Consider the following 19,533-nt stretch of genomic DNA (forward strand, 5'->3'; position numbering starts at 1 on the left):
TGGCCCGGACAAGCTCCGCAGCCATCACGCGGGCCGGGTGGCATCCGGGCTAATTGCGCCTCATAAACCACTTAAGCAGGCCGAACCCAATCCGCCCCAATCCGCCCACGCCACGGCCTTGCCCTCCAGCGCCACCGTCACCTTGCACAGCCAGAACGGCTGCGATTCGCCGACGACGGGCCGGTGGCCGGCTCAGCGCTCCGGCCAGGGCGCCGCGTCCACCACCGGGAAGCTGCCGCTGAACTGGTCCAGCAGGCCCATGAAGCGCGGCAGCAGCGACACATCGCCGCGCAGCGTGAGCCGGCCTTGCGCCACAGCCTCGGCCGCCGTCAAGCGCCGGGTCAGGACGGCGTCGAGCGTGTCGCGGCTGGTCTCGATGACCACGTCCGCCGTGTTCGCCACGTCAGCCGCCACATCGGCCACCACATCGGCCGCCTCCACCAGCAGGCTGCTCAGCGCGCAGTTGGACAGCGTGCTCATCCAATGCTCGCCGCTGTCGGTGAACAGCCAGCCGATCTGGCACGCCATGCCCTGCGCGCGCTGCCCGTGGATGCGCACCGCCAGCGCGTCGAACAGCAGCTCGTTGCTCATCGCGCCCATCAGCGCGTTGGCCGGCGGCCCCTGCGGATTGGCCTGCGGCGGCCCTTCGCGATACTCGCGCGCGGCCAGCAGGTAGGCATTGCGCCACGTCGCCGACTCGGCCTGGAAGCCCATCTGCTCCAGCGCGCGGGCCGCCAGCTCGCGCGCCTCGGCATGCGCCGGATGCGCGTAGACCGCGTGCTTGAGCACCTCGGCCACCCAGCGGAACTCACCGCGCTCGTAGTCGGCGCGGGCCTTGGCCATCACGGCGTCGATGCCGCCCATGTATTCCAGGTGCTTGCGCGCGGCGGCCACCGGCGGCAGCGCATGCAGGTTGGCCGGATGCGCGTCGTACCAGCTCAGGTAGTGCTGCACGATCGCCTTGACGTTGTGCGACACGGTGCCGTAGTAGCCGCGCGTGTGCCAGCGCCTGGCCAGCGACTCCGGCAGTTGCAGCCCTTCGGCGATCTCGCCGGCCTTCAGGCCATGGCTCATCAGCCGCACGGTCTGGTCGTGCAGCACGCGGTACAGGTCGCGCTGCTCGGACAGGAAGCGCCGGGCGCGCTCCGCGCCCCAGGTCGGCCAGTGGTGCTGGGCCAGCACCACCACGGTACGCGGGCCATAGCGGTGCAGCGCGCGGTGCAGGTACTTGGACCATGCCAGTGCGTCGCGCACCTTGGCGCCGCGCAATGGGCAAAGATTGTGCAGGTTGTGGGTGGCGTTTTCGGCCAGGTTGAGCGCGCCCTCGGACGGGATGAAGAGGTGCATCTCGGAGGGCGCCTCGGTCTCTGGCGTGAGCTGGAACTCGATCTCCAGCCCGTCGATCACGTGGATCTCGTGCTCGGCCTCGATCGACCGCGTTGGCGCGATCAGCGTCGAGCGGCCCATCGGCAGCGTCTTGCCCAGGCCGGCATCCACCTGCGCTGCCGGCCCTTTGGCCAACGTGTGGCCAAACTGGAACTGCGCGCGGCGCGCCATGGCCACGCCGCCGATCACGTTCTCAGCGATGGCGTGGTGCATGAAGCCGGAGGGCGCAATCACCTGGACCCGCCCGGCGCGCACGTCGGCCTCGTCAACCAGCCCCGCCACGCCGCCAAAGTGGTCGGCATGGCTGTGGCTGTAGATCACGGTGTGCAACGTGCGGTTGCCGCGATGCGCCCGGTACAGCGCGAGCGCGGCTGCGGCGGTCTCCGGGCAGGTCAGCGCGTCCAGCGCGATCACGCCGGTGTCGCCTTCGATAAAGGTGATATTGGCGATATCGAACCCGCGCACCTGGAAGATGCGCGGCGTGACCTGGAACAGGCCGTGGATGCGGTTAAGGCGCGCCTGCCGCCACAGGCTGGGGTTGACGGTATCCGGCGCCTCGGCGGCATCCAGGAAGCCATAGGCTTCCATGTTCCACACGCCGTGCCCGTTGGCGCGTGCCACCTTGGCATTGGGGATGGTGCCGACGAAGCCGCGCTGCGCGTCTTCCCAGTCCTGCTCGTCGTGCTCCGGCAGCTCGCGCGCCAGCAGGCGATGAAAATCAGCCGTGGCCGCGTGGGCACAGCTTGCGTTGTCCGGCATGGGGTCTCCTTGGTGGCGCGTTGACGATGCTCAGGTAAGCCAACCGCGCCGCCAATAGCGGCATCAACAGCGCCGGGATCGGTCAGCACAGCGTGAATCGGCACGCCATGCCATGGATGATCGAACGCAACCCGCTTGTGAGCGCAAAGGGCGGTTTCGCCGCGATGGGCATGGCGCGAATAACCTGAACAGGAATTGGGGTTTCATTCTTTGTCGCCCCCTGCGTTCACGTTATCGGTAAAAACCCTCGCCGGGCGGGGCTGCCTCAGGTGCGTGGCTGCCCGGCGGCTTGGTGGATAGCAGCGCGGATCCGCGGGTAGGTGCCGCAGCGGCAGACAATGTGCTCCATCGCCTTATCGATGTCGGCATCACTGGGCTTTGGGTTGCTTCTCAGGAGCGCGCTGGCGGTCATGAGCTGCGCGCTCTGGCAGTAGCCGCACTGCACCACGTCCAGATCGAGCCAGGCGGCCCTCAAGGCTTGCGCCTGCGGGCCGCGCAAGCCCTCGATGGTCACGATCCGGATATTGGCCAGCGTGGAGACCGGGCTCATGCAGGCGACCTGCGGCGCGCCGTTCAACTGCACCGTACAGGCCCGGCAAACGCCGATGCCGCAACCATACTTGGTGCCGGTCAACCCCAGCTCGCACCGAAGCACCCACAGCAGAGGGGTGTCCGGATCGGACTGCACGGACACTGTCTTACCGTTGATGTTCAGGGGCAGCATGGCTTTCTCCCGGGACTCAGGCCAGTTTCAAAGGCAACGCGCGCAAGCGCTGTCCCGTCAGCGCAAACAGGGCATTGGCCACCGCCGGCGCAATGGGGGGCGTGCCCGGTTCACCTACACCCTGGGGATGGTCCTGGCTTGGCATGATGTGGGTTTCGATGGCCGGGCAGTTGTTCATGAAGATGACGGGGAAGTCACCAAACGTTTTCTGGTGCACCTGGCCGTCGACGATCGTGATCTCCTCGAACAGCGCGGCCGACAAGCCAAAGATGATCGCGCTCTCCATCTGCTGGCGAATCAGGTTCGGGTTCACCGGCAGCCCGCAATCGATCGCGCAGACCACCCGGTGCACGCGCACGGTCTTGTCCGGCGCCACGGATACTTCCGCCACCTGCGCGACGATGCTGCCGTATGCCTCGTGCAGCGCCACCCCGCGTGCGCGTGCGGCGCCGTCGGCTGTCTTCCCTAACGGCGTTCCCCAGCCGGCCTTGTCCGCGGCCATGTGCAACACGGCCAGATGACGCGGATGCCTGACCAGCAGGCTGGCACGAAAGGCAACGGGATCCTTGCCGGCGGCCGCCGCCAGTTCGTCGATAAAGCTCTCGGTAAAAAATGCCTGGTGCGAGTGGCCCACCGAGCGCCAGAAACCCACCGGCACCGGCAGGTCGACAATCACGTGCCCGACGCGCGCGTTCGGCCATTCGTAGGGCCGGTCGAACGCGCCTTCCGTCGTGGTCTTGTCGATGCCCAGGCCCGGCAGGCCAAGCAAGCGCGCCAGCATGGCCGGCACGATCGCCTGGCTGGCCGACGTGTTGTGCCAGGCCACCAGGTTGCCCGCGCCGTCGAGCCCGGCCTTGAAGCGCGAGAGGCAGGCAGGCCGGTAGAAGTCGTGCGTGGTGTCCTGGACGCGCGACCAGATCGTCTGCACCGGCCGCCCACCGCCCGCGCGCGCGATTGCCGCGGCCTGGGAGATAAAATCCACCTCCAGCCGCCGCCCGAACGCGCCACCGATCAGTTGCGGCTGCACATCGACCTTGTCGGCATCGATGCCGAGGACCTTCGACACCGCCCGGCGCGCCAGGCCAGGCAACTGCGTCGAGACCCAGACCCTGGCCGCGCCGTCGCGCACCTGCGCCGTGCAGTTGATGGGCTCCACCGCGCCATGCGCGAGGTAGGGCGCGCTGTACTCGGCGCTGACGGGCTTGGCGGCTGACTTCAATGCCGCTTCGACATCGCCGTGCCGGTAATAGGCGTGGCCGTCGGAGGCATCCAGCGCCTGCGCGAGACGCCGGCTCACCTCCGGGCTGGACAGCGAGGCGGCGGGGCCAGGGTTCCACACGATCTTGACCGCATCCAGCGCCTTCATGGCCCGGTACGCGTTGTCGGCGATCACCGCCACCCCGCCGGTGCCGCCGTTGTAGGCATCCACCGCGAGCACCTTGACGATGCCCGGCATCGCGGCGGCAACCGCGCCGTCGAAGCTCGCCACCGTGCCGCCCAGCGTCGGGCACATCGTCACGCTGGCGTACAGTAGGCCCTCGGGCAGCACGTCGATGCCAAAGCGCGCCGTGCCATCGATCTTGGATGCGGCCTCCAGGCGGCGTATGTCCTTGCCGATCAGCTTGAATTCGGATGGCGTCTTCAGCGCCACCTTTGCCGGCAGCGGGAGCTTCCCGGCCTGGGCCGCCAGTTCACCGAAGGTGGCTGTTTTCCCGGACGGATGCAGTACCTTGCCGTCCTGCGCGCGGCACTCGCCCGCTGGCACGTTCCACCGCGCGGCTGCCGCGCCGATCAACATCGCGCGGGCGGATGCGCCGGCCTCGCGCATCGGGTCCCACAAGTCATTGAGGCTCGACGAGCCGCCTGTCACCATCTCGCCGATCTCGCGCATGAGCTTGGCGGTCAGCCAGGCGGCCAGATGCCTGGCCACGCTGTCGTCGTCCGCGCGGAACGGGAGATCCTCGACGACGACTTCCAGGTTGTTGTAGATCTTGTCCACGGGCGCGTGCTCAACCTTCACGTGCGCCCAGCTGGCATCCAGCTCGTCGGCCAGCACCATGGCCAGGCCGGTGTGCACGCCCTGCCCCATCTCGGAGCGGCACATCATGATGGTGACGGTGTTGTCCGCTGCGATCTTGACCCAGCCATTGAGCCCCACCTGCGTGCCAACCGCCGGCAACGGCTGCGACGTGGCCAGCCGCTGCCGAGGCGGCAGCACCGACCAGCCGATCAGCAACGCACCGACTGCCCCGATGCCGCCGATGCCACCGACCAGGAACGCTCTGCGCTTCATCAGAACTCGAGGCAGAAATCGATCAGGCGATGCTTGTCCCAGTACACCTTGCCAAGATACACGCCAGGCGCGATGCAGCGAATCTCGTCGCGGATCCAATGCGCGACCAGCGATGTGGCGGAATAGTCCAGGACAATGCACTCCTTCTGGTCAAGCCAGCTCTCGCCCTTGTACACCTTCGCCAGGATCGCCTCGAGCCCGAAGATGGAGACGCGGTTCTTGAGAACGCCGCGCTTGGCGTCGAAGACCTTTCCCTGCCAGGCAAAGAGGTTGATCATCTTGGCGATGCTCTCGGTGAATACCGTGCCGGGCGAGATGATCGCGGTGCCGGCGGCCTCGCCATCCGGAATATCGCCGGCCGGGCTGTTGCGAAACAGATCGTCAAGCTGGTCCTGGCTCATTTCCAGCAGCATGCGTACGTCGTATGCCATGTTTGCACCTCCAATGTCGCGCCTGCCTACACCGTCGCCGCCGCCGTCGCCTTCGCCGCGGCGTTCGCTTCGTGCAAGAGCACGTCGGCAGCCTTCTCGGCGATCATGTAGACCGCGCTGGCCAGGAAGAAGCCGGGAATCCTCGGGAAGACGGACGCGTCGACAACCCGCAGCCCGCGCGTGCCATGCACGGAAAAATCGCTGCCCAGCACGCCGCCCGCCGCACGCGCGCCGATGGCGCAACTGCACGAGGCGTGATGCCCCCAGGCGTTGTCGCGCACATAGCCGCCCAGTTCATCGTCGCTGCGCAGGTGCGCGCCAGGAAGCTGCTCCTGCGCGATCACGCCGCGCTCTGCCAGCGGCGCTGCCAGCTTGCGCACAAAGCGGATGGCGTCGATCACCGCGCGCAGATCCTCGTCCGCCCCCGCCCCGCCTTCTTCGAAATAATGGAAATTGATCAAGGGCGGCTCGAGCGGATTCGCGGAGCGCAACCGCACCGTGCCCGCGCGGTTGCGCGTGTGTGCCTTGAGAATGGCCCAGGTAAGCGCATCGTCGCTCTGGGCGAATAGCTTGGAGTAACCCGGGAAGTAGCCGGTGAAATGCTCAACCAGCGCCATGCAGAACACATCCGGTGCGGGCGCGGATTTGCGCGAGCGCCGTGCGACCGCGATCGCCACGCCGTTGGAGGTGTAGACCCCATGCCGGCGGTCGCGCCAGCTGCAATAGGCCGGATCATCCTTCTGGAAGCGGGCGCCATCGAGGATGCGCCACGGCTGGGCCATCCGGCTTACCACGCCCACCTCATAGCGATCCTGGAGATTGCGCCCGACGCCCGGCAAATCCACCTTCACGGCAATGCCGTGCGCCCGAAGGTGCTCGGCAGGGCCGATGCCCGACAGCATCAGCAGTTGCGGCGTATTGAACGCCCCGCCCGCCAGGATCACCTCACGGCGCGCGTGCACTTCATGGCGTACGCCCGGCGCCGTGCTTGGCGAGACGTGGGCCTGGTAGAGGCGCTTGCCCTTCAGGTATTCGACACCGGTCGCCGTGCCGTGCGCGTCCAGCAGCACGCGCGTGGCCAGCGCGTCCATCTCGATATGCAAGCACGACGGCAGGCGGGTCGCCACATCCAGCACCCGTTCGCGCGCGCCGTGGCGCGCATGCCCGCGCGTGGAAAGCGGCGTATAGCAAACGCCTTTGAAACATCGCCTTGCCCAGATCCTGGCGTTCGGATCGCCCTGCCAGCGCAAGAAGCTCAGGACCGCATGCAGGCGCCGCGGCACGCTGCGCGCCGCCAGTTCCATGGAGCCCAGGATCAGGCGCGTGAGCGCATTGTCGGCCAGCGCTTCCAGCGGGAACGCGCGCTCGGTGCTGAGCCATCCGTCCCAGCCGTGCGCCGTGGGATCGAAGCCAAGGCGGCGCGCGAGCGCCCACAGCGGACGGTGCCGGCATTGCTCCAGCGTCTTGGCATACCGGCGCATGCGAGCGGCTTTCCACGAGTGGTCGCCGGTCAGCTCGGCAATGCCGTCCCAGTCCGAGTCGTGCGGGTAGAGGAAGATCATCGCGTTGTGCGCGGTGCAGCCGCCGAGCGTCGCCGCCCGGGGATAGAGCACCCCTTCGCTGCCGTACTTCGGGTCCCTGCGCTGCTGCGCATCGTCCGCGTAGTGGCGCACGAAAAAATTCCAGCTCATGGCCGGATTCTCAGAGGCGCAGGCATGAAACGCCGGCACCTCGTAATCCTCCGGCATGCAAGCCGTGCCAGGCTCGCGCGCATCGTTGCCGGCCTCGAGCAGGAATACGCGCATGCCGGCCTCCGCCAGCCGCGCGGCGAGCGTGCCGCCCCCCGCGCCGGAACCGACGATCACGTAATCCCATGCTTGTTCGCCTGGAGCAGACATATCCCCGCCGCGCCGCCTACGTCAAAACGTCTTGAGAAAGGCAATCAAGGCCCGTTTGTCGTCATCGCTCAATACCGGCTCCTGCCCGAACGATTGCTCATCGGCGCTCAGGCCGGCCTGGTTGTTGAACTCCGCCGTGCCGAAGTAATGGCCGCGGTTCACGACAAAATCCGGGCACTTGCTGAGTGCCAGCATCGGCTTGACCAGATCGGCGTAGGTCTTGCCCAGATCCGCGTCGGTCGCACCTTCCGGCACGGAGGCCAGGTCCGATCTCAGCTTGAGCGCAAGGCCCACCACCTTGGCCGCATGCTCGGCCTTGGCCCCGACGTCGGTGGTCTCCGATAGCGGCTGGATATTGGCCAGCAGGTTGACCGGCATCTGCCTGGGCGCCGGCCCGATCGTCACATCGCCGCTCGCCCCCACCAGCCACGGCGCATAGCGGTGCATGAAGCCCTGCAATGGCTGGAGCGCGTCCGGCACGAAGCCCTCCGGCACCGTAATCTGGCTGCGCTCGGTGGTGCGATCGATGGTGCCCGGCACCTTGGCGCCCAGGATGTCGTCATGCACGCGCTTCTCGGGCCAGAGCAGCTGCTCGATGGACGCATCGAAGACCTGGATACGGCTGGCGACCGACGGATCCTCGCTGAAGGGTCCAAGCGCGTTGTTAAGCAGGAACGGCGCCGTCGACCAAATGCTGATCAGCGAGGGCACGCGGGTATAGCCACGGCCGCCCGCCGGCATCCGGTATTGCCAGCGCTCGCCGGTGAAGGGGTCGTTGAGGGTAACGCTACCCACCGAGGGCAGCGTCTTGTACGACTCCGACGAGAAATTGTCCCAGATATTTCCGCGCAGTGCATTGGTCGCGAGCGGGCTGCACACGTTGGTCCGCAGCAGCGTGGCGGGAATGCGCGCATCGGACGACAGATAGTTGCCCGCCAGGAAGTCCGGCGCCTTGACCACGTCGCGCATCTGCGTTTTGAATTCGTCCGTCTGCGTCCATTTCCAGTACCGCATGAAGCAGGCGAGATAGTTCGGGCCCGCGCAGTTCTGCAGGTTCAGGCTGGCCGGCGGCGGCGGCGCCTTGCTGGAATGACAACGTGCGCAAGTGTCGGCGAACACGAGCTTGCCCCGGTCGAGCATCTGCGCGCCGGCCGGCATGGAAGTATCCGCCAGGAAGCCAGCGCCGCCCGGGGCATCGCTCAAGTGGTCCGGCGGGGTCGCCTTCAGCAGGAAAAGCGCCATATTGATCGTGCCGGCTTCCGTTGCCTTCCAGTAGCTCGAGTTCTTCTGCGCCACGGCGAGCTCGATGGGCGAGATCGCCTTGCCGCCGAGGATGGGATTGAAGTGCAGCAGCCATTCCTCGCTGAACAGGCCGATATTCAGGTACACCCGGTTCAATGCGCCCAGCACGCCGACCGAATCGGCGCCGTCCTTGAGGACATGCGGCGTCCATACCGTGTCGGGCGGCGTGTAGAACTGCGTCAACGCGCCGGTCTTGACGAAGTCGTTGAGCTGCCGGTTGTTCAGCTCGCCCCCGGCCAGTTTTTCTTCGCCGATGCGCCTGGCCACGCCCATGCGCGACATCAGGTCGTAGAGTGCGTTCATGGTGCGGGGGTTGTTGATGTTGTCCGTGGACACCAGCGAAGTATCCATGGTGCCCGGGCGGAAGGTATGCACGAGCTGGAACATGAAGTTCTGCCGGCCTTCGGGCGTCGATGCGTTATGGATGAACAGCCGGTCCACCCACATGTACTGCGCACCCACCGTGGAACTCAGCTCGGGCCATTGCGGGTGCGCGGGATCCCCGGGGGGATGGATCGGGCTCGGGCCCACGTGGCAAAAACCGCAGGCCATGCCAACGCGGTAGGGCCGCACGAGATCTGCGCGATTGTAGTACTTGGGATCGGTGTAATAGCGCTGCGGATCCCATGCCTTCGCAGCCTTCTCGTCAAAGGCCGGGTTGGGGAACAGCCGCAAGCCGACGATGCCCGTGGGGTAGCCGTAGTAAGAGCCCACCGGCAGCTTCGCGCCATTGGCGAACGTGGTGCCGCGCGCGCCAATCTTGACGCCCGGATAGGCTTGCTCGTTCTCGAAGGGATCGGCCGGGCAATCCTTGACCCGTTGGTCCAGCCACAGCCCGAAGCGCTGCGGATCGGGCCCTGCGGGTTTTTCGAAGCAGGGCTCGTTGAGCAGGCCCAGATAGCGCCAGCGGGTGTCGCGGGAATAGCCCTGGCTCGGATGCGAGCTGATGGACTTGAGCAGGTCGAACGCGCCGAACGTGAAGTTCGTCATGTCGTCCCAGAACCGGTCGTTGCCGCCGCTCCACACCAGCCACATATTGCGGCCGGCGATTTCTTCCTGGGTCAGCGCAACGCCACGATCCATGTCGTGGAAATAGTCTTCCGATGCGTGCCGGAACGTTTCCGGGCCCCGGCCGGCCTGCTTCGCCTCGTCAAGGACGCGGCCCGGCTCCGGCTTGGTACACCCGCCCGCGGCGAGCGCGCCAATCAATGCGCCAATCAATGCGATACCAAGAACGATTGATCTGCTGCGTGGCGTCACTGCGGTCCCTCCCTTGCCCCCCCGGGAAGGACCACTTGCTGCACGATGGCCTCGCCCCCCAGGGTCTTCATAAACCTAGGAATCACCTGAGGATAAGTCAAGGAGTTTGCTGCAACGCGATGTGTCCGGCAGCGACGCCCGGCGCGCCAAACCTGGTGAAAACGATGGATCGAAAATTCAGGAAGTGACGAAAGACTGATCTGTTGGAAATGAATGGAAATGAATGCGAATGTAAATTCGCCGCGCCCGCGAAGCCCGTGCGACGAGCCGGCGCGTTGCACCCCGGCTCGCCCCGCCACGCCCTTACACCTTGCCGTAGCCCCCGCCTCCCGGCGTTTCCACCACGAAGACATCGCCCGCTTGCATCTCGCAACGCCCGACATGGCCCAGCGCTTGCTCGCTCCCGTCACCCCGCACCACGTAGTTGCGGCCCATCGCGCCGGGCTCGCCGCCGGCCATGCCGAACGGCGCATGCAAGCGGTTGTTGGACAGGATCGACGCCGTCATCGGCTCCAGGAAGCGCACCTTGCGGATGCCGCCGTTGCCGCCGTGCCACTGCCCCGCGCCACCCGAGCCGGGCCGGATCTCATAGCTCTCCAGCCGCACCGGGAAGCGCCATTCCAGCACCTCGGGGTCGGTCAGGCGCGAGTTGGTCATATTGGTCTGCACCACGTCGCAGCCGTTGAAACCCTGCCCCGCGCCGCTGCCGCCGGAGATGGTCTCGTAGTACTGGTAGCGCGCGTTGCCGAAAGTGAAATTGTTCATGGTGCCCTGGCTGGCCGCCACCACGCCCAGCGCGCCATAAAGCGCGTTGGTGATGCACGATGACGTTTCCACATTGCCCGACACCACCGAGGCCGGATAGCGCGGATTGAGCATGGAGCCTTCGGGGATGATCACGTTGATCGGCTTGAGGCAGCCGGCATTGAGCGGAATGTCCTCGTTGACCAGCGTGCGGAACACGTAGAGCACGGCCGCCATGCAGACCGCGCGCGGCGCGTTGAAGTTGTTGGGCAGTTGCGCCGAAGTACCGGTGAAGTCCACCACGGCTTCGCGTCTGGCCTGATCCACGGTCACGCGTACCTGGATTTGCGCGCCATTATCCAGCGGGTAGCGGTAGGCGCCGTCCTTCAGCGCGGTGATGACCCGGCGCACGGCTTCCTCGGCGTTGTCCTGCACATGGCCCATATAGGCGCGCACCACCGGCAGGCCGAACTGCACCACCATCTTGCGCAGCTCTTCCACGCCCTTGGCGTTGGCCGCCACCTGGGCGCGCAGGTCGGCCATGTTCTGGTCGATATTGCGGGCCGGGTAGCGCGCGCCCGCCAGCAGTGCGCGCATGCCGGCATCGTCGAGCACACCGGCCTTCACCAGCGGAAAGTTGTCGATCATCACGCCCTCTTCCTCCACCACCGTTGAGTCCGGCGGCATCGAGCCCGGCGTGATGCCGCCGATATCCGCATGGTGGCCGCGCGAGCCAACGTAGAAGAGGATCTCCGCGCCGGCCTCGTCGAAGACCGGCGTGATCACCGTCACGTCCGGCAGGTGCGTGCCGCCGTTGTACGGGTCGTTGAGCACGTAGACATCGCCATCGGCCATGTGCCCGGCATTGCGCGTGATCACGGTCTTGATGCTCTCGCCCATCGAGCCCAGGTGCACCGGCATGTGCGGGGCATTGGCGATCAGGTTGCCGCCGGCATCGAAGATGGCGCAGGAGAAGTCGAGCCGTTCCTTGATGTTGACCGAGTACGCCGTGTTCTGCAGCCGCTGGCCCATCTGCTCGGCGATCGACATGAACAGGTTGTTGAACACTTCCAGCATGACCGGATCGGCGTCGGTGCCCATGGCGCGCCGCTGGGGACGCGGCACGGCGCGGGTCAGCACCAGGTGGTCGCGCGCGGTCAGCTCAGCCTGCCAGCCGGGCTCGACCACCGTGGTGGCGTTGCGCTCGGCAATGATGGCGGGGCCCGGCAGCACGTCGCCGGGGCGCAGCGTATCGCGCGGGAACAGGCCGGTGTCGTGCCAGGCGCCGCCGCTGAACACGCGCACCAGTTCCGCCGGCACGGGCCCGCCGGTGCGCGGCTGCGCGTCGGGCAGTTTCTCCTCGGGCGGCTCGCTGCTGCCGATGGCTTCCACCGACAGGGCTTCCACGACCAGGGGCTTGCCTTGCATCAGGAAGGCATAGCGCTGGCGGTACGCGGCATCGAACGCCGCCTGCATGGCAGGCAAGGTGCCGAACGGCACCACCAGCGCCGAATCCGTGCCCTCATAGCGCAGGTGCGCACGGCGCACCACATCGATCTGCGCCTCGGCGACTTCCTGCTCCAGCAGTTCCTGCCGCGCTTCGCTTGCCAGCGCATCGAGCGTGGCTTGCAACGCGGGCAATGCGCTGTCGTCCAGGCGCGTCTCCACGGCGCGCTCGCGCATGGCGGTTCGGTCGGCCAGGCCCATGCCGTAGGCCGACAATACGCCCGCCAGCGGATGCACGAACACGGTCTGCATGCCGAGGGCGTCCGCCACCAGGCAGGCATGCTGCCCGCCGGCGCCGCCGAAGGTGGTCAGTGTGTAGCCGGTCACGTCGTGGCCGCGCTGCACGGAGATCTGTTTGATGGCATTGGCCATATTACCGACCGCGATCTCGATGAAGCCTTCGGCCACCTGCTCGGCGCTGCGTTGATCGCCAGTCGCTTCCGTTACCGCTTGCGCCAGCGCCGCGAACCTGGCCACCACCGTGTCGCGGTCCAGCGCGGCATCGGCGCGCGGGCCGAACACCGCGGGGAAATGCCGCGGCTGGATCTTGCCGAGCATGACATTGCAGTCGGTCACGGCCAGCGGGCCGCCGCGCCGGTAGCTCGCCGGCCCCGGGTTGGCGCCGGCCGAATCGGGGCCGACGCGGAAACGGCTGCCGTCAAAATGCAGGATGGAGCCGCCGCCGGCGGCCACCGTGTGGATGCTCATCATGGGCGCGCGCATGCGCACGCCCGCCACGCTGGTCTCGAACACGCGCTCGAAATCGTTGGGATGATCGCCGTTGAAGTGCGAGACATCGGTCGACGTGCCACCCATGTCGAAGCCGATGATGCGCCCAAAGCCCGCGCTCTGCGACGAGCGCACCATGCCGACGATGCCACCGGCCGGGCCGGACAGGATGGCGTCCTTGCCCTGGAAGCGGTGCGCATCGGTCAGCCCGCCGCTGCTCTGCATGAACTGCAGGCGCACGCCCGGCATCTGCTGCTCCACTTGCCCGACATAGCGGCGCAGGATCGGCGACAGGTAGGCGTCCACCACCGTGGTATCGCCACGCGAGACCAGCTTCATCAGTGGCGACACCTGGTGCGAGACGGAAATCTGCGTAAATCCGGTCTCGCGGGCGATCCGCGCGGCGGCCTGCTCGTGCGCCGCCTGGCGGTAGCCGTGCAGGAACACGATGGCGATGGCGCGGATGCCGCTGTCGAATACACGCAGCATATCGGCGCGCAGCGCGGCTTCGTCGAGCGGCGTCACCGTTTCGCCCTGCGCATCCAGGCGCTCGCCCACCTCCACGACTTCGCGGTAGAGCAGCTCCGGCAGCACGATGTTCAGGTCAAACAGGCGCGGCCTGTTCTGGTAGGCGATGCGCAGCGCATCGCGAAAGCCGCGCGTGATGAACAGCGCCACCGGCTCGCCCTTGCGCTCCAGCAAGGCATTGGTCGCAACGGTGGTGCCCATCTTCACCACTTCCACCTGCGCCGGCGTGACCGGCTCGCCCGGCGCCAGCCCCAGCAAGTGGCGGATGCCGGCCACGGCGGCATCGCTGTACTGCTCCGGGTTCTCGGATAACAGCTTGTGCGTGACCACCGTGCCGTCCGGCTGGAGCCCCACCACATCGGTGAAGGTGCCGCCGCGATCTATCCAGAATTGCCAGCGGCGACGGTCCGAAACAACGGCGGCGGAGGATGGCAGCGACTTCGGCATACGGGGGCTTCCTTCTAGGGCGTGATGGAGATGTCGGGAAAAAACGGGCGGCCATGCGGCGGCGCGGCCGGGGCGCAGGCCGGTCGCGCGCGATGTGCTTGCTGCTACAGGGACGTTGCCGAGCGTGCGGCCTGCTCGTACAGGCCGGTCAGCACACGCAGCAGCCGTGCCAGCTCGCCGATCTCCACGTTCTCGGCACTGCCGGCGGAGAAATTGCTGGTCAGGCATTGCTCGCGGATCTCGCGGTAGCGTGCGCAGGCCTGGGTGCCGGCGGGGGTGGTGATGTAGGTGGCTTCCTTGCCGATGCGCTCGCCCTCCACCAGTGCCAGGCCCTGCAGCTTCTTGAGCGCGTAGGTGACCAGGTGGGTGTCCTCGACGTTGAGCACGAAGCAGATATCGGCGAGCCGCTTGGGGCGCGCCCGGTGGTTGACGTGATGCAGCACCAGCACGTCCAGGAAGGTCAGGTCGCGCACGCCGGAGGCGCCCATGCAGCGTACCACCCAGCGGCTGTAGGCGTTGTAGGCCGTGTTCAGGCCGAACTCGAACTCCGACAGCTCCGGGCTGCGCTCCGACACCAGGTGCGAAGACGAAACGATATTGGGGCCCGACGGATGCGCCAGCGCGCTGGCCGCAGATCTGGCGGGCGCTTGGCCACCCTCGGCTTGATCGGCTACTGGCTCGGTTGCTGGCTCGGTTGCTGGCTGAGTTGCTGGCTTACGCGCCATGTCTTCACTCCTTTCAGGGGTCGGTGTACGCACGGAACGACAAGAATGACTAGGTGTAACCCCGATGTCCCGGCCACCATATTTGGCTTGACAGTTTATTAACAAATTATGAGGATAAACACAAAATAAATCCAAGCAAAACATCGGGGATGTCACCGTGGATTCTGCACGAAAAAAGGGCGGGGAACGCGGGTTGCGCACTATCGCGGGGACGCAGGCGTGCCCCGCCATGGGCTGGTTGCGCAGCGCGGACGCACTCGATAGACTCGATCGGACCCCTCCTGAGCGCGACTGATCGCGAGCCCCATGCCCACGGATATCCAAACATTACAGACAAAACTTCGCGATGGCGCGATCTCCCGCGCCGACGTGATCGCCCAGGCTGCGCAGCACGCGCAACAGCCGGACGCGCACGCCGTGTTCCTGCATACCACCTTCGACACCGCCGCGCAGGTCGCCAAGGCCGCCGATGCGGCCTGCCGGGCGGGCAAGCCGCTGCATCCGCTGGCCGGCCTGCCGGTCTCGGTCAAGGACCTGTTCAACATCGCCGGCGAAACCTCGCGCGCAGGCTCGCCGGTGCGCAGCGACGCGCTGGCGGCCACGGCCGACGCCACGGTGGTGCGCCGGCTGCGCGAGAGCGGCGCGGCGCTGGTCGGGCGCACCAACATGACCGAGTTCGCCTTCTCGGGCGTGGGCATCAACCCGCATTTCGGCACGCCGGTGAACCCCGCGGACAAGCAGGTCGCGCGCATTCCCGGCGGCTCGTCGTCGGGCGCCGCGGTGTCCGTGGCGCTGGGCCTGGCCGCGGCGGGTCTGGGCAGCGACACCGGCGGCTCCATCCGCATCCCGGCTGCCCTGTGCGGGCTGACCGGCTTCAAGCCGACCGCCCGGCGCGTGCCGCTGGATGGCGCCTTCCCGCTCTCCTATACGCTGGACACCGCCTGCGCCATGGCGCGCACGGTGCAGGATTGCGTGCTGGTGGACAGCGTGATCGCCGACCAGGCGGTGCTCCCCGTCATCAAGGCCGCGGCGGGTATCCGCCTGGCCATCCCGCGCCAGGTCCTGCTCGACGGACTCGATGACACGGTGGCGCGCGCGTTCGACCGCGCCCTCGGCCGGCTGTCCGCGGCCGGCGTGCAGATCGAGCACATCGACCTGCCGGAGCTGGCCGAGCTGGCCAGCATCAACGCCGGCGGCGGCTTCACCGCCGCCGAGGCGCATGCCATCCACCGCCACGTGCTGGCCACGCGGCGCGAGCAATACGATCCGCGCGTCGCCTCGCGCATCGACCGCGGCGCGGCCATGAGCGCGGCCGACTACGTGGACCTGATGCGCGCCCGCCTTGACTGGATCGCGCGGGTAGCAGTTCGCATCGAAGGCTTCGACGCCGTGGCCTGCCCCACCGTGCCGATGGTGGCGCCGCCGATCGCCCCCCTGGTGGCGGACGACGATTTGTTCTTCCGCACCAACGCCCTGCTGCTGCGCAATACGTCGGCGTTCAACTTCCTCGATGGCTGCTCCATCTCGCTGCCCTGCCACCAGCCGGACGAGCTGCCCGTGGGCCTGATGCTCTCGCACGGTGCGTTGCGCGACGCGCAACTGCTGGGCACGGCAATTGCATTGGAATCCATCATCAAGCCGGCGGCCTGAGGCGCCGCGGCAAGGACAGAGGTAACCCGCGCCACCCCTGAGCCAGGTGGCGCGGGCAAGACGACTTCAGAACAAAATCCAAGACAAACGTAGCCGCAACGACAAACCAGGAGAGATCGATGCAAGGGAAGGCCACACTGAAGTGCATGTTGCTGGGCGGGGTGCTTGCCACCGCTGCCGTGATGACGTCGGCCGCGCGGGCGGATACCAAATGGGACCTGCCAACCGGCTACCCGGTGAGCAACCTCCACACCGAAAACCTGCAGCAGATGGCCACCGACGTGGAGAAGGCCACCGGCGGCAAGCTCAAGATCGTGATCCATCCCAACGGCTCACTGCTCAAGGCCAACGAGATCAAGCGCGGCGTGCAGACCGGCCAGGTGCAGATGGGCGAGATCCTGATGTCGCTGCTGGCCAACGAGAACCCGGTGTTCGGCGTGGACGCGGTGCCCTTCCTCGCGACCAGCTACCAGGACTCCTACAAGCTGTGGCAGGCCTCGCGCGCGGTCACTGACAAGGTGCTGGACAAGCAAGGCATGAAGCTGCTGTACGCGGTGGCCTGGCCGCCGCAAGGCATCTACGCCAACAAGCCGATCAACACCGCGGCCGACATGAAAGGCCTGAAGTGGCGCGCGTATAACCCCGCCACCTCCAAGATCGCCGAACTGGTGGGCGCACAGCCGGTGACCATCCAGGCAGCCGACCTGGCGCAGGCGCTCGCCACCGGCACCGTCAATTCATTCATGTCCTCGGGCGCCACGGGCGTGGACACCAAGGTCTGGGAGAGCGTGAAGTACTTCTACACCGTCGATGCCTGGCTGCCCAAGAACATGCTGGTGGTCAGCAAGAAGTCCTTCGCGGCGCTGGACAAGCCAACCCAGGATGCCCTGCTCAAGACGGTGGCCGAAGCCGAGAAGCGCGGCTGGCAGATCTCGGAGCAAAAGACGCGTGAATACCTGGCCGTGCTTGGCAAGAACGGCATGACGGTGCAGCCGCCCTCGCCCCAGTTGAAGCAAGACATGCAGAAGCTTGGCCAGGTGATGGTGGAAGATTGGGCCAAGGGCGCCGGCGACGACGGCAAGGCCATCCTGGACGCATACAAGAAGTAGGCGTTTCCGTCATTGCCATAGTTGGCGCTGTAGTTGGCGCCGTAGTCAGTGCTCTAGCGAGAATCAAGCGATCCGTATCCGGCCACGGCGGCGTTGCACGCCGGCGTGGCCCTGCTGCCGCAAGCCTCCCGCGCCCTCTTTTTCACCGCATCAACCCTCCCCACTCGCCATGGAAGCCACTTCCGTCAACAAGCGCTGGCTGGACCGGCTGCTTGACCTGTTCGCCGTGCTCGGCGCGCTGTGCATCCTCGGGGTCTGCCTCATCATGATCCTGATGTCGTTCTCGCGCGAGACCACGTTTATCTTCAAGGGCGGCGACGATATCGTCGCGTGGCTGTGCGCCGCCTCCGCCTTTCTCGTACTTGGCCAGACCTTCCAGCACGGCGGCATCGTGCGCGTGGAAATGCTGCTGGAGGCCGTCAAGCCGCGCGTGCGCTGGTGGCTGGAGCTGATCTCGCTGACCATCTGCGCGGTGTTCGCCGCCTACGCGACCTGGGCCTTGTTCAGCTTCGCCTGGGCGAGCTGGGAGATCGGCGATGTGTCGCAGGGCCAGATCGTGGTGCCGCTGTGGATTCCGCAGAGCTTTGCGGTGCTGGGCTGCGCCGGCTTCATGCTGGCGGTGCTGGACGAACTGTTGCGCGTGGCGCGCAAGCAAAAGCCGCGCTACCAGCTGGCGCAGGAAGCCAAGCTGGCCGCCGGCGACTTCGGGGAGACCGTCTGATGAGCACCGTCCTGATTTCCCTGATCCTGCTGGTGGTGATGATCGGCTTCCTGGTCATCGGCGCGTGGATTCCCGTGGCCATTGCCGTCACCTCCTGGGTGGGGCTGGTGGTGTTTGCCGATCGCGATGCGCTGGTCAACCTGGCCAATGCGTGGTGGTCGTCCAGCGCGTCGTATACGCTGGCCTCGCTGCCGCTCTTTGTGTGGATGGGCGAGATACTGTTTCGCACCAAGCTGTCCGAGCAGATGTTCAACGGGCTCTCGCCGTGGTTGAACTGGCTCCCCGGGCGCCTGATGCACGTCAACATCCTGGGCTGCGGCATCTTCGGCTCGGTGTCGGGCTCGTCTGCCGCCACCTGCGCCACCATCGCCAAGTCGGCGTTGCCCGAGCTGACCCGGCGCGGCTACGATGAGCGCGTGACGCTGGGCTCGCTGTCGTGCGCTGGCACGCTCGGCATCCTGATCCCGCCTTCGATCACCATGGTGGTCTATGCGGTCTCGGCCGATGTGTCGATCATCCGCGTGTTCCTGGCCGGTTTCCTGCCCGGCCTGCTGCTGATGCTGCTGTTCTCCGGCTACATCGTGGTGTGGGCGCTGTCGAACCCGGACAAGACGCCGAAGGCGGAAGTCTTCAACTGGCGCTCGCGGCTCGCCTCGATCCGCCAGTTGATGCCGTGCATCGTGCTGATCGCCTTTATCACGTGGATCATGATCACCGGCTACTCCACCGCCACGGAAGCGGCCGCCTACGGCGTGGTGGCGTCGCTGGCGCTGGCGTGGGTGGGCGGCTCGCTCACGCGCAAGGCGTTCTGGGAAAGCCTGATGTCGGCCACCCGGCTGACCGCCATGATCATGTTCGTGCTGGGCGCAACCTCGTTCCTGTCGGTGACCATGAGCTTTACGGGCATCCCGCGCGCGCTGGCGGAATGGGTGGCCTCGATGCACCTGTCGCCCTGGGCGCTGATCGCCGTGCTGACCGTGATCTACATCCTGCTGGGCACCGCGCTCGATGGCATTTCCATGATCGCGCTGACCACCGCCACGGTGCTGCCGATGGTGCAGGCCGCGGGCTTCGATCTGGTATGGTTCGGGATATTCATCGTGCTGCTGGTGGAGATCGCCGAGGTGACGCCACCCGTGGGGTTCAACCTGTTCGTGCTGCAGAGCATGACAGGCAAGGACAGTAACTACATAGCGCGGGTCTCGCTGCCGTTCTTCATGATGATGGTGGTGGCCATCGGCATCGTCACCGTGTGGCCGGAGATCGTCACCTGGCTGCCCGATGTGGTGATGCAAAAAGAGCTGAAGTAACTGAAGTAACC

The 19,533-nt window shown here is 66.6% G+C and carries 12 protein-coding genes; 4 read left to right on the forward strand and 8 right to left on the reverse strand.

Annotation, left to right across the window (positions count from 1 at the left end):
- Positions 1 to 192 precede the first annotated feature (192 nt).
- The 8 genes from AC1Q7Q_RS26145 to AC1Q7Q_RS26180 all read right to left on the reverse strand — a co-directional run bounded on the left by AC1Q7Q_RS26145 (position 193) and on the right by AC1Q7Q_RS26180 (position 14,732).
- Positions 193 to 2,145, reverse strand: coding sequence for an alkyl/aryl-sulfatase (locus AC1Q7Q_RS26145; protein WP_492370642.1), 1,953 nt, complete (start codon positions 2,143 to 2,145; stop codon positions 193 to 195).
- Positions 2,146 to 2,410: 265 nt separating this feature from the next.
- Positions 2,411 to 2,869, reverse strand: a complete 459-nt coding sequence (locus tag AC1Q7Q_RS26150) for a (2Fe-2S)-binding protein (RefSeq protein ID WP_492370643.1) — start codon at positions 2,867 to 2,869, stop codon at positions 2,411 to 2,413.
- 16 nt (positions 2,870 to 2,885) lie between these two features.
- A complete protein-coding gene (locus AC1Q7Q_RS26155) occupies positions 2,886 to 5,162 on the reverse strand; it encodes a xanthine dehydrogenase family protein molybdopterin-binding subunit (protein WP_492370644.1) in 2,277 nt (758 codons plus the stop codon).
- On the reverse strand, positions 5,162 to 5,593 hold the full coding sequence (locus tag AC1Q7Q_RS26160) for a hypothetical protein (protein ID WP_492370645.1): 432 nt from the start codon (positions 5,591 to 5,593) through the stop codon (positions 5,162 to 5,164). The genes AC1Q7Q_RS26155 and AC1Q7Q_RS26160 overlap by 1 nt, the downstream gene beginning before the upstream one ends.
- Positions 5,594 to 5,619: 26 nt before the next feature.
- Positions 5,620 to 7,491 carry a GMC family oxidoreductase gene (locus AC1Q7Q_RS26165; protein WP_492370646.1) on the reverse strand — a complete coding sequence of 624 codons (1,872 nt, stop codon included), beginning with the start codon at positions 7,489 to 7,491 and terminating at the stop codon, positions 5,620 to 5,622.
- 21 nt (positions 7,492 to 7,512) lie between these two features.
- On the reverse strand, positions 7,513 to 10,014 hold the full coding sequence (locus AC1Q7Q_RS26170) for a hypothetical protein (RefSeq protein WP_492370647.1): 2,502 nt from the start codon (positions 10,012 to 10,014) through the stop codon (positions 7,513 to 7,515).
- Between the two features lie 342 nt (positions 10,015 to 10,356).
- Positions 10,357 to 14,007: a hydantoinase B/oxoprolinase family protein gene (locus AC1Q7Q_RS26175; RefSeq protein ID WP_492370648.1), complete on the reverse strand. Its 3,651-nt coding sequence runs from the start codon at positions 14,005 to 14,007 to the stop codon at positions 10,357 to 10,359.
- A 104-nt stretch (positions 14,008 to 14,111) separates the two neighbouring features.
- Positions 14,112 to 14,732, reverse strand: coding sequence for a winged helix DNA-binding protein (locus AC1Q7Q_RS26180; protein ID WP_492370649.1), 621 nt, complete (start codon positions 14,730 to 14,732; stop codon positions 14,112 to 14,114).
- A 306-nt stretch (positions 14,733 to 15,038) separates the two neighbouring features.
- On the opposite strand from AC1Q7Q_RS26180, the gene AC1Q7Q_RS26185 reads away from it, so the two are divergent.
- The 4 genes from AC1Q7Q_RS26185 (at position 15,039) to AC1Q7Q_RS26200 (ending at position 19,522) form a co-directional block, all read left to right on the forward strand.
- Positions 15,039 to 16,382 carry an amidase gene (locus AC1Q7Q_RS26185; RefSeq protein ID WP_492370650.1) on the forward strand — a complete coding sequence of 448 codons (1,344 nt, stop codon included), beginning with the start codon at positions 15,039 to 15,041 and terminating at the stop codon, positions 16,380 to 16,382.
- Between the two features lie 146 nt (positions 16,383 to 16,528).
- Positions 16,529 to 17,491 carry a TRAP transporter substrate-binding protein gene (locus AC1Q7Q_RS26190; protein ID WP_174424553.1) on the forward strand — a complete coding sequence of 321 codons (963 nt, stop codon included), beginning with the start codon at positions 16,529 to 16,531 and terminating at the stop codon, positions 17,489 to 17,491.
- 169 nt (positions 17,492 to 17,660) lie between these two features.
- Positions 17,661 to 18,212, forward strand: a complete 552-nt coding sequence (locus AC1Q7Q_RS26195; protein WP_309405805.1) for a TRAP transporter small permease subunit — start codon at positions 17,661 to 17,663, stop codon at positions 18,210 to 18,212.
- On the forward strand, positions 18,212 to 19,522 hold the full coding sequence (locus AC1Q7Q_RS26200; RefSeq protein WP_253927291.1) for a TRAP transporter large permease: 1,311 nt from the start codon (positions 18,212 to 18,214) through the stop codon (positions 19,520 to 19,522). The genes AC1Q7Q_RS26195 and AC1Q7Q_RS26200 overlap by 1 nt, the downstream gene beginning before the upstream one ends.
- The last annotated feature ends 11 nt before the right edge of the window (positions 19,523 to 19,533 follow it).

The organism is Cupriavidus sp. GW823-FHT07A04, assembly GCF_058794615.1.

Excerpts from the sequence above, each read along its gene's own strand:
- AC1Q7Q_RS26145 (WP_492370642.1), bottom strand. The coding sequence starts at position 2,145 with ATGCCGGACAACGCAAGCTGTGCCCACGCGGCCACGGCTGATTTTCAT.
- AC1Q7Q_RS26150 (WP_492370643.1), bottom strand. The coding sequence starts at position 2,869 with ATGCTGCCCCTGAACATCAACGGTAAGACAGTGTCCGTGCAGTCCGAT.
- AC1Q7Q_RS26155 (WP_492370644.1), bottom strand. The coding sequence starts at position 5,162 with ATGAAGCGCAGAGCGTTCCTGGTCGGTGGCATCGGCGGCATCGGGGCA.
- AC1Q7Q_RS26160 (WP_492370645.1), bottom strand. The coding sequence starts at position 5,593 with ATGGCATACGACGTACGCATGCTGCTGGAAATGAGCCAGGACCAGCTT.
- AC1Q7Q_RS26165 (WP_492370646.1), bottom strand. The coding sequence starts at position 7,491 with ATGTCTGCTCCAGGCGAACAAGCATGGGATTACGTGATCGTCGGTTCC.
- AC1Q7Q_RS26175 (WP_492370648.1), bottom strand. The coding sequence starts at position 14,007 with ATGCCGAAGTCGCTGCCATCCTCCGCCGCCGTTGTTTCGGACCGTCGC.
- AC1Q7Q_RS26180 (WP_492370649.1), bottom strand. The coding sequence starts at position 14,732 with ATGGCGCGTAAGCCAGCAACTCAGCCAGCAACCGAGCCAGCAACCGAG.
- AC1Q7Q_RS26185 (WP_492370650.1), top strand. The coding sequence starts at position 15,039 with ATGCCCACGGATATCCAAACATTACAGACAAAACTTCGCGATGGCGCG.
- AC1Q7Q_RS26190 (WP_174424553.1), top strand. The coding sequence starts at position 16,529 with ATGTTGCTGGGCGGGGTGCTTGCCACCGCTGCCGTGATGACGTCGGCC.
- AC1Q7Q_RS26195 (WP_309405805.1), top strand. The coding sequence starts at position 17,661 with ATGGAAGCCACTTCCGTCAACAAGCGCTGGCTGGACCGGCTGCTTGAC.
- AC1Q7Q_RS26200 (WP_253927291.1), top strand. The coding sequence starts at position 18,212 with ATGAGCACCGTCCTGATTTCCCTGATCCTGCTGGTGGTGATGATCGGC.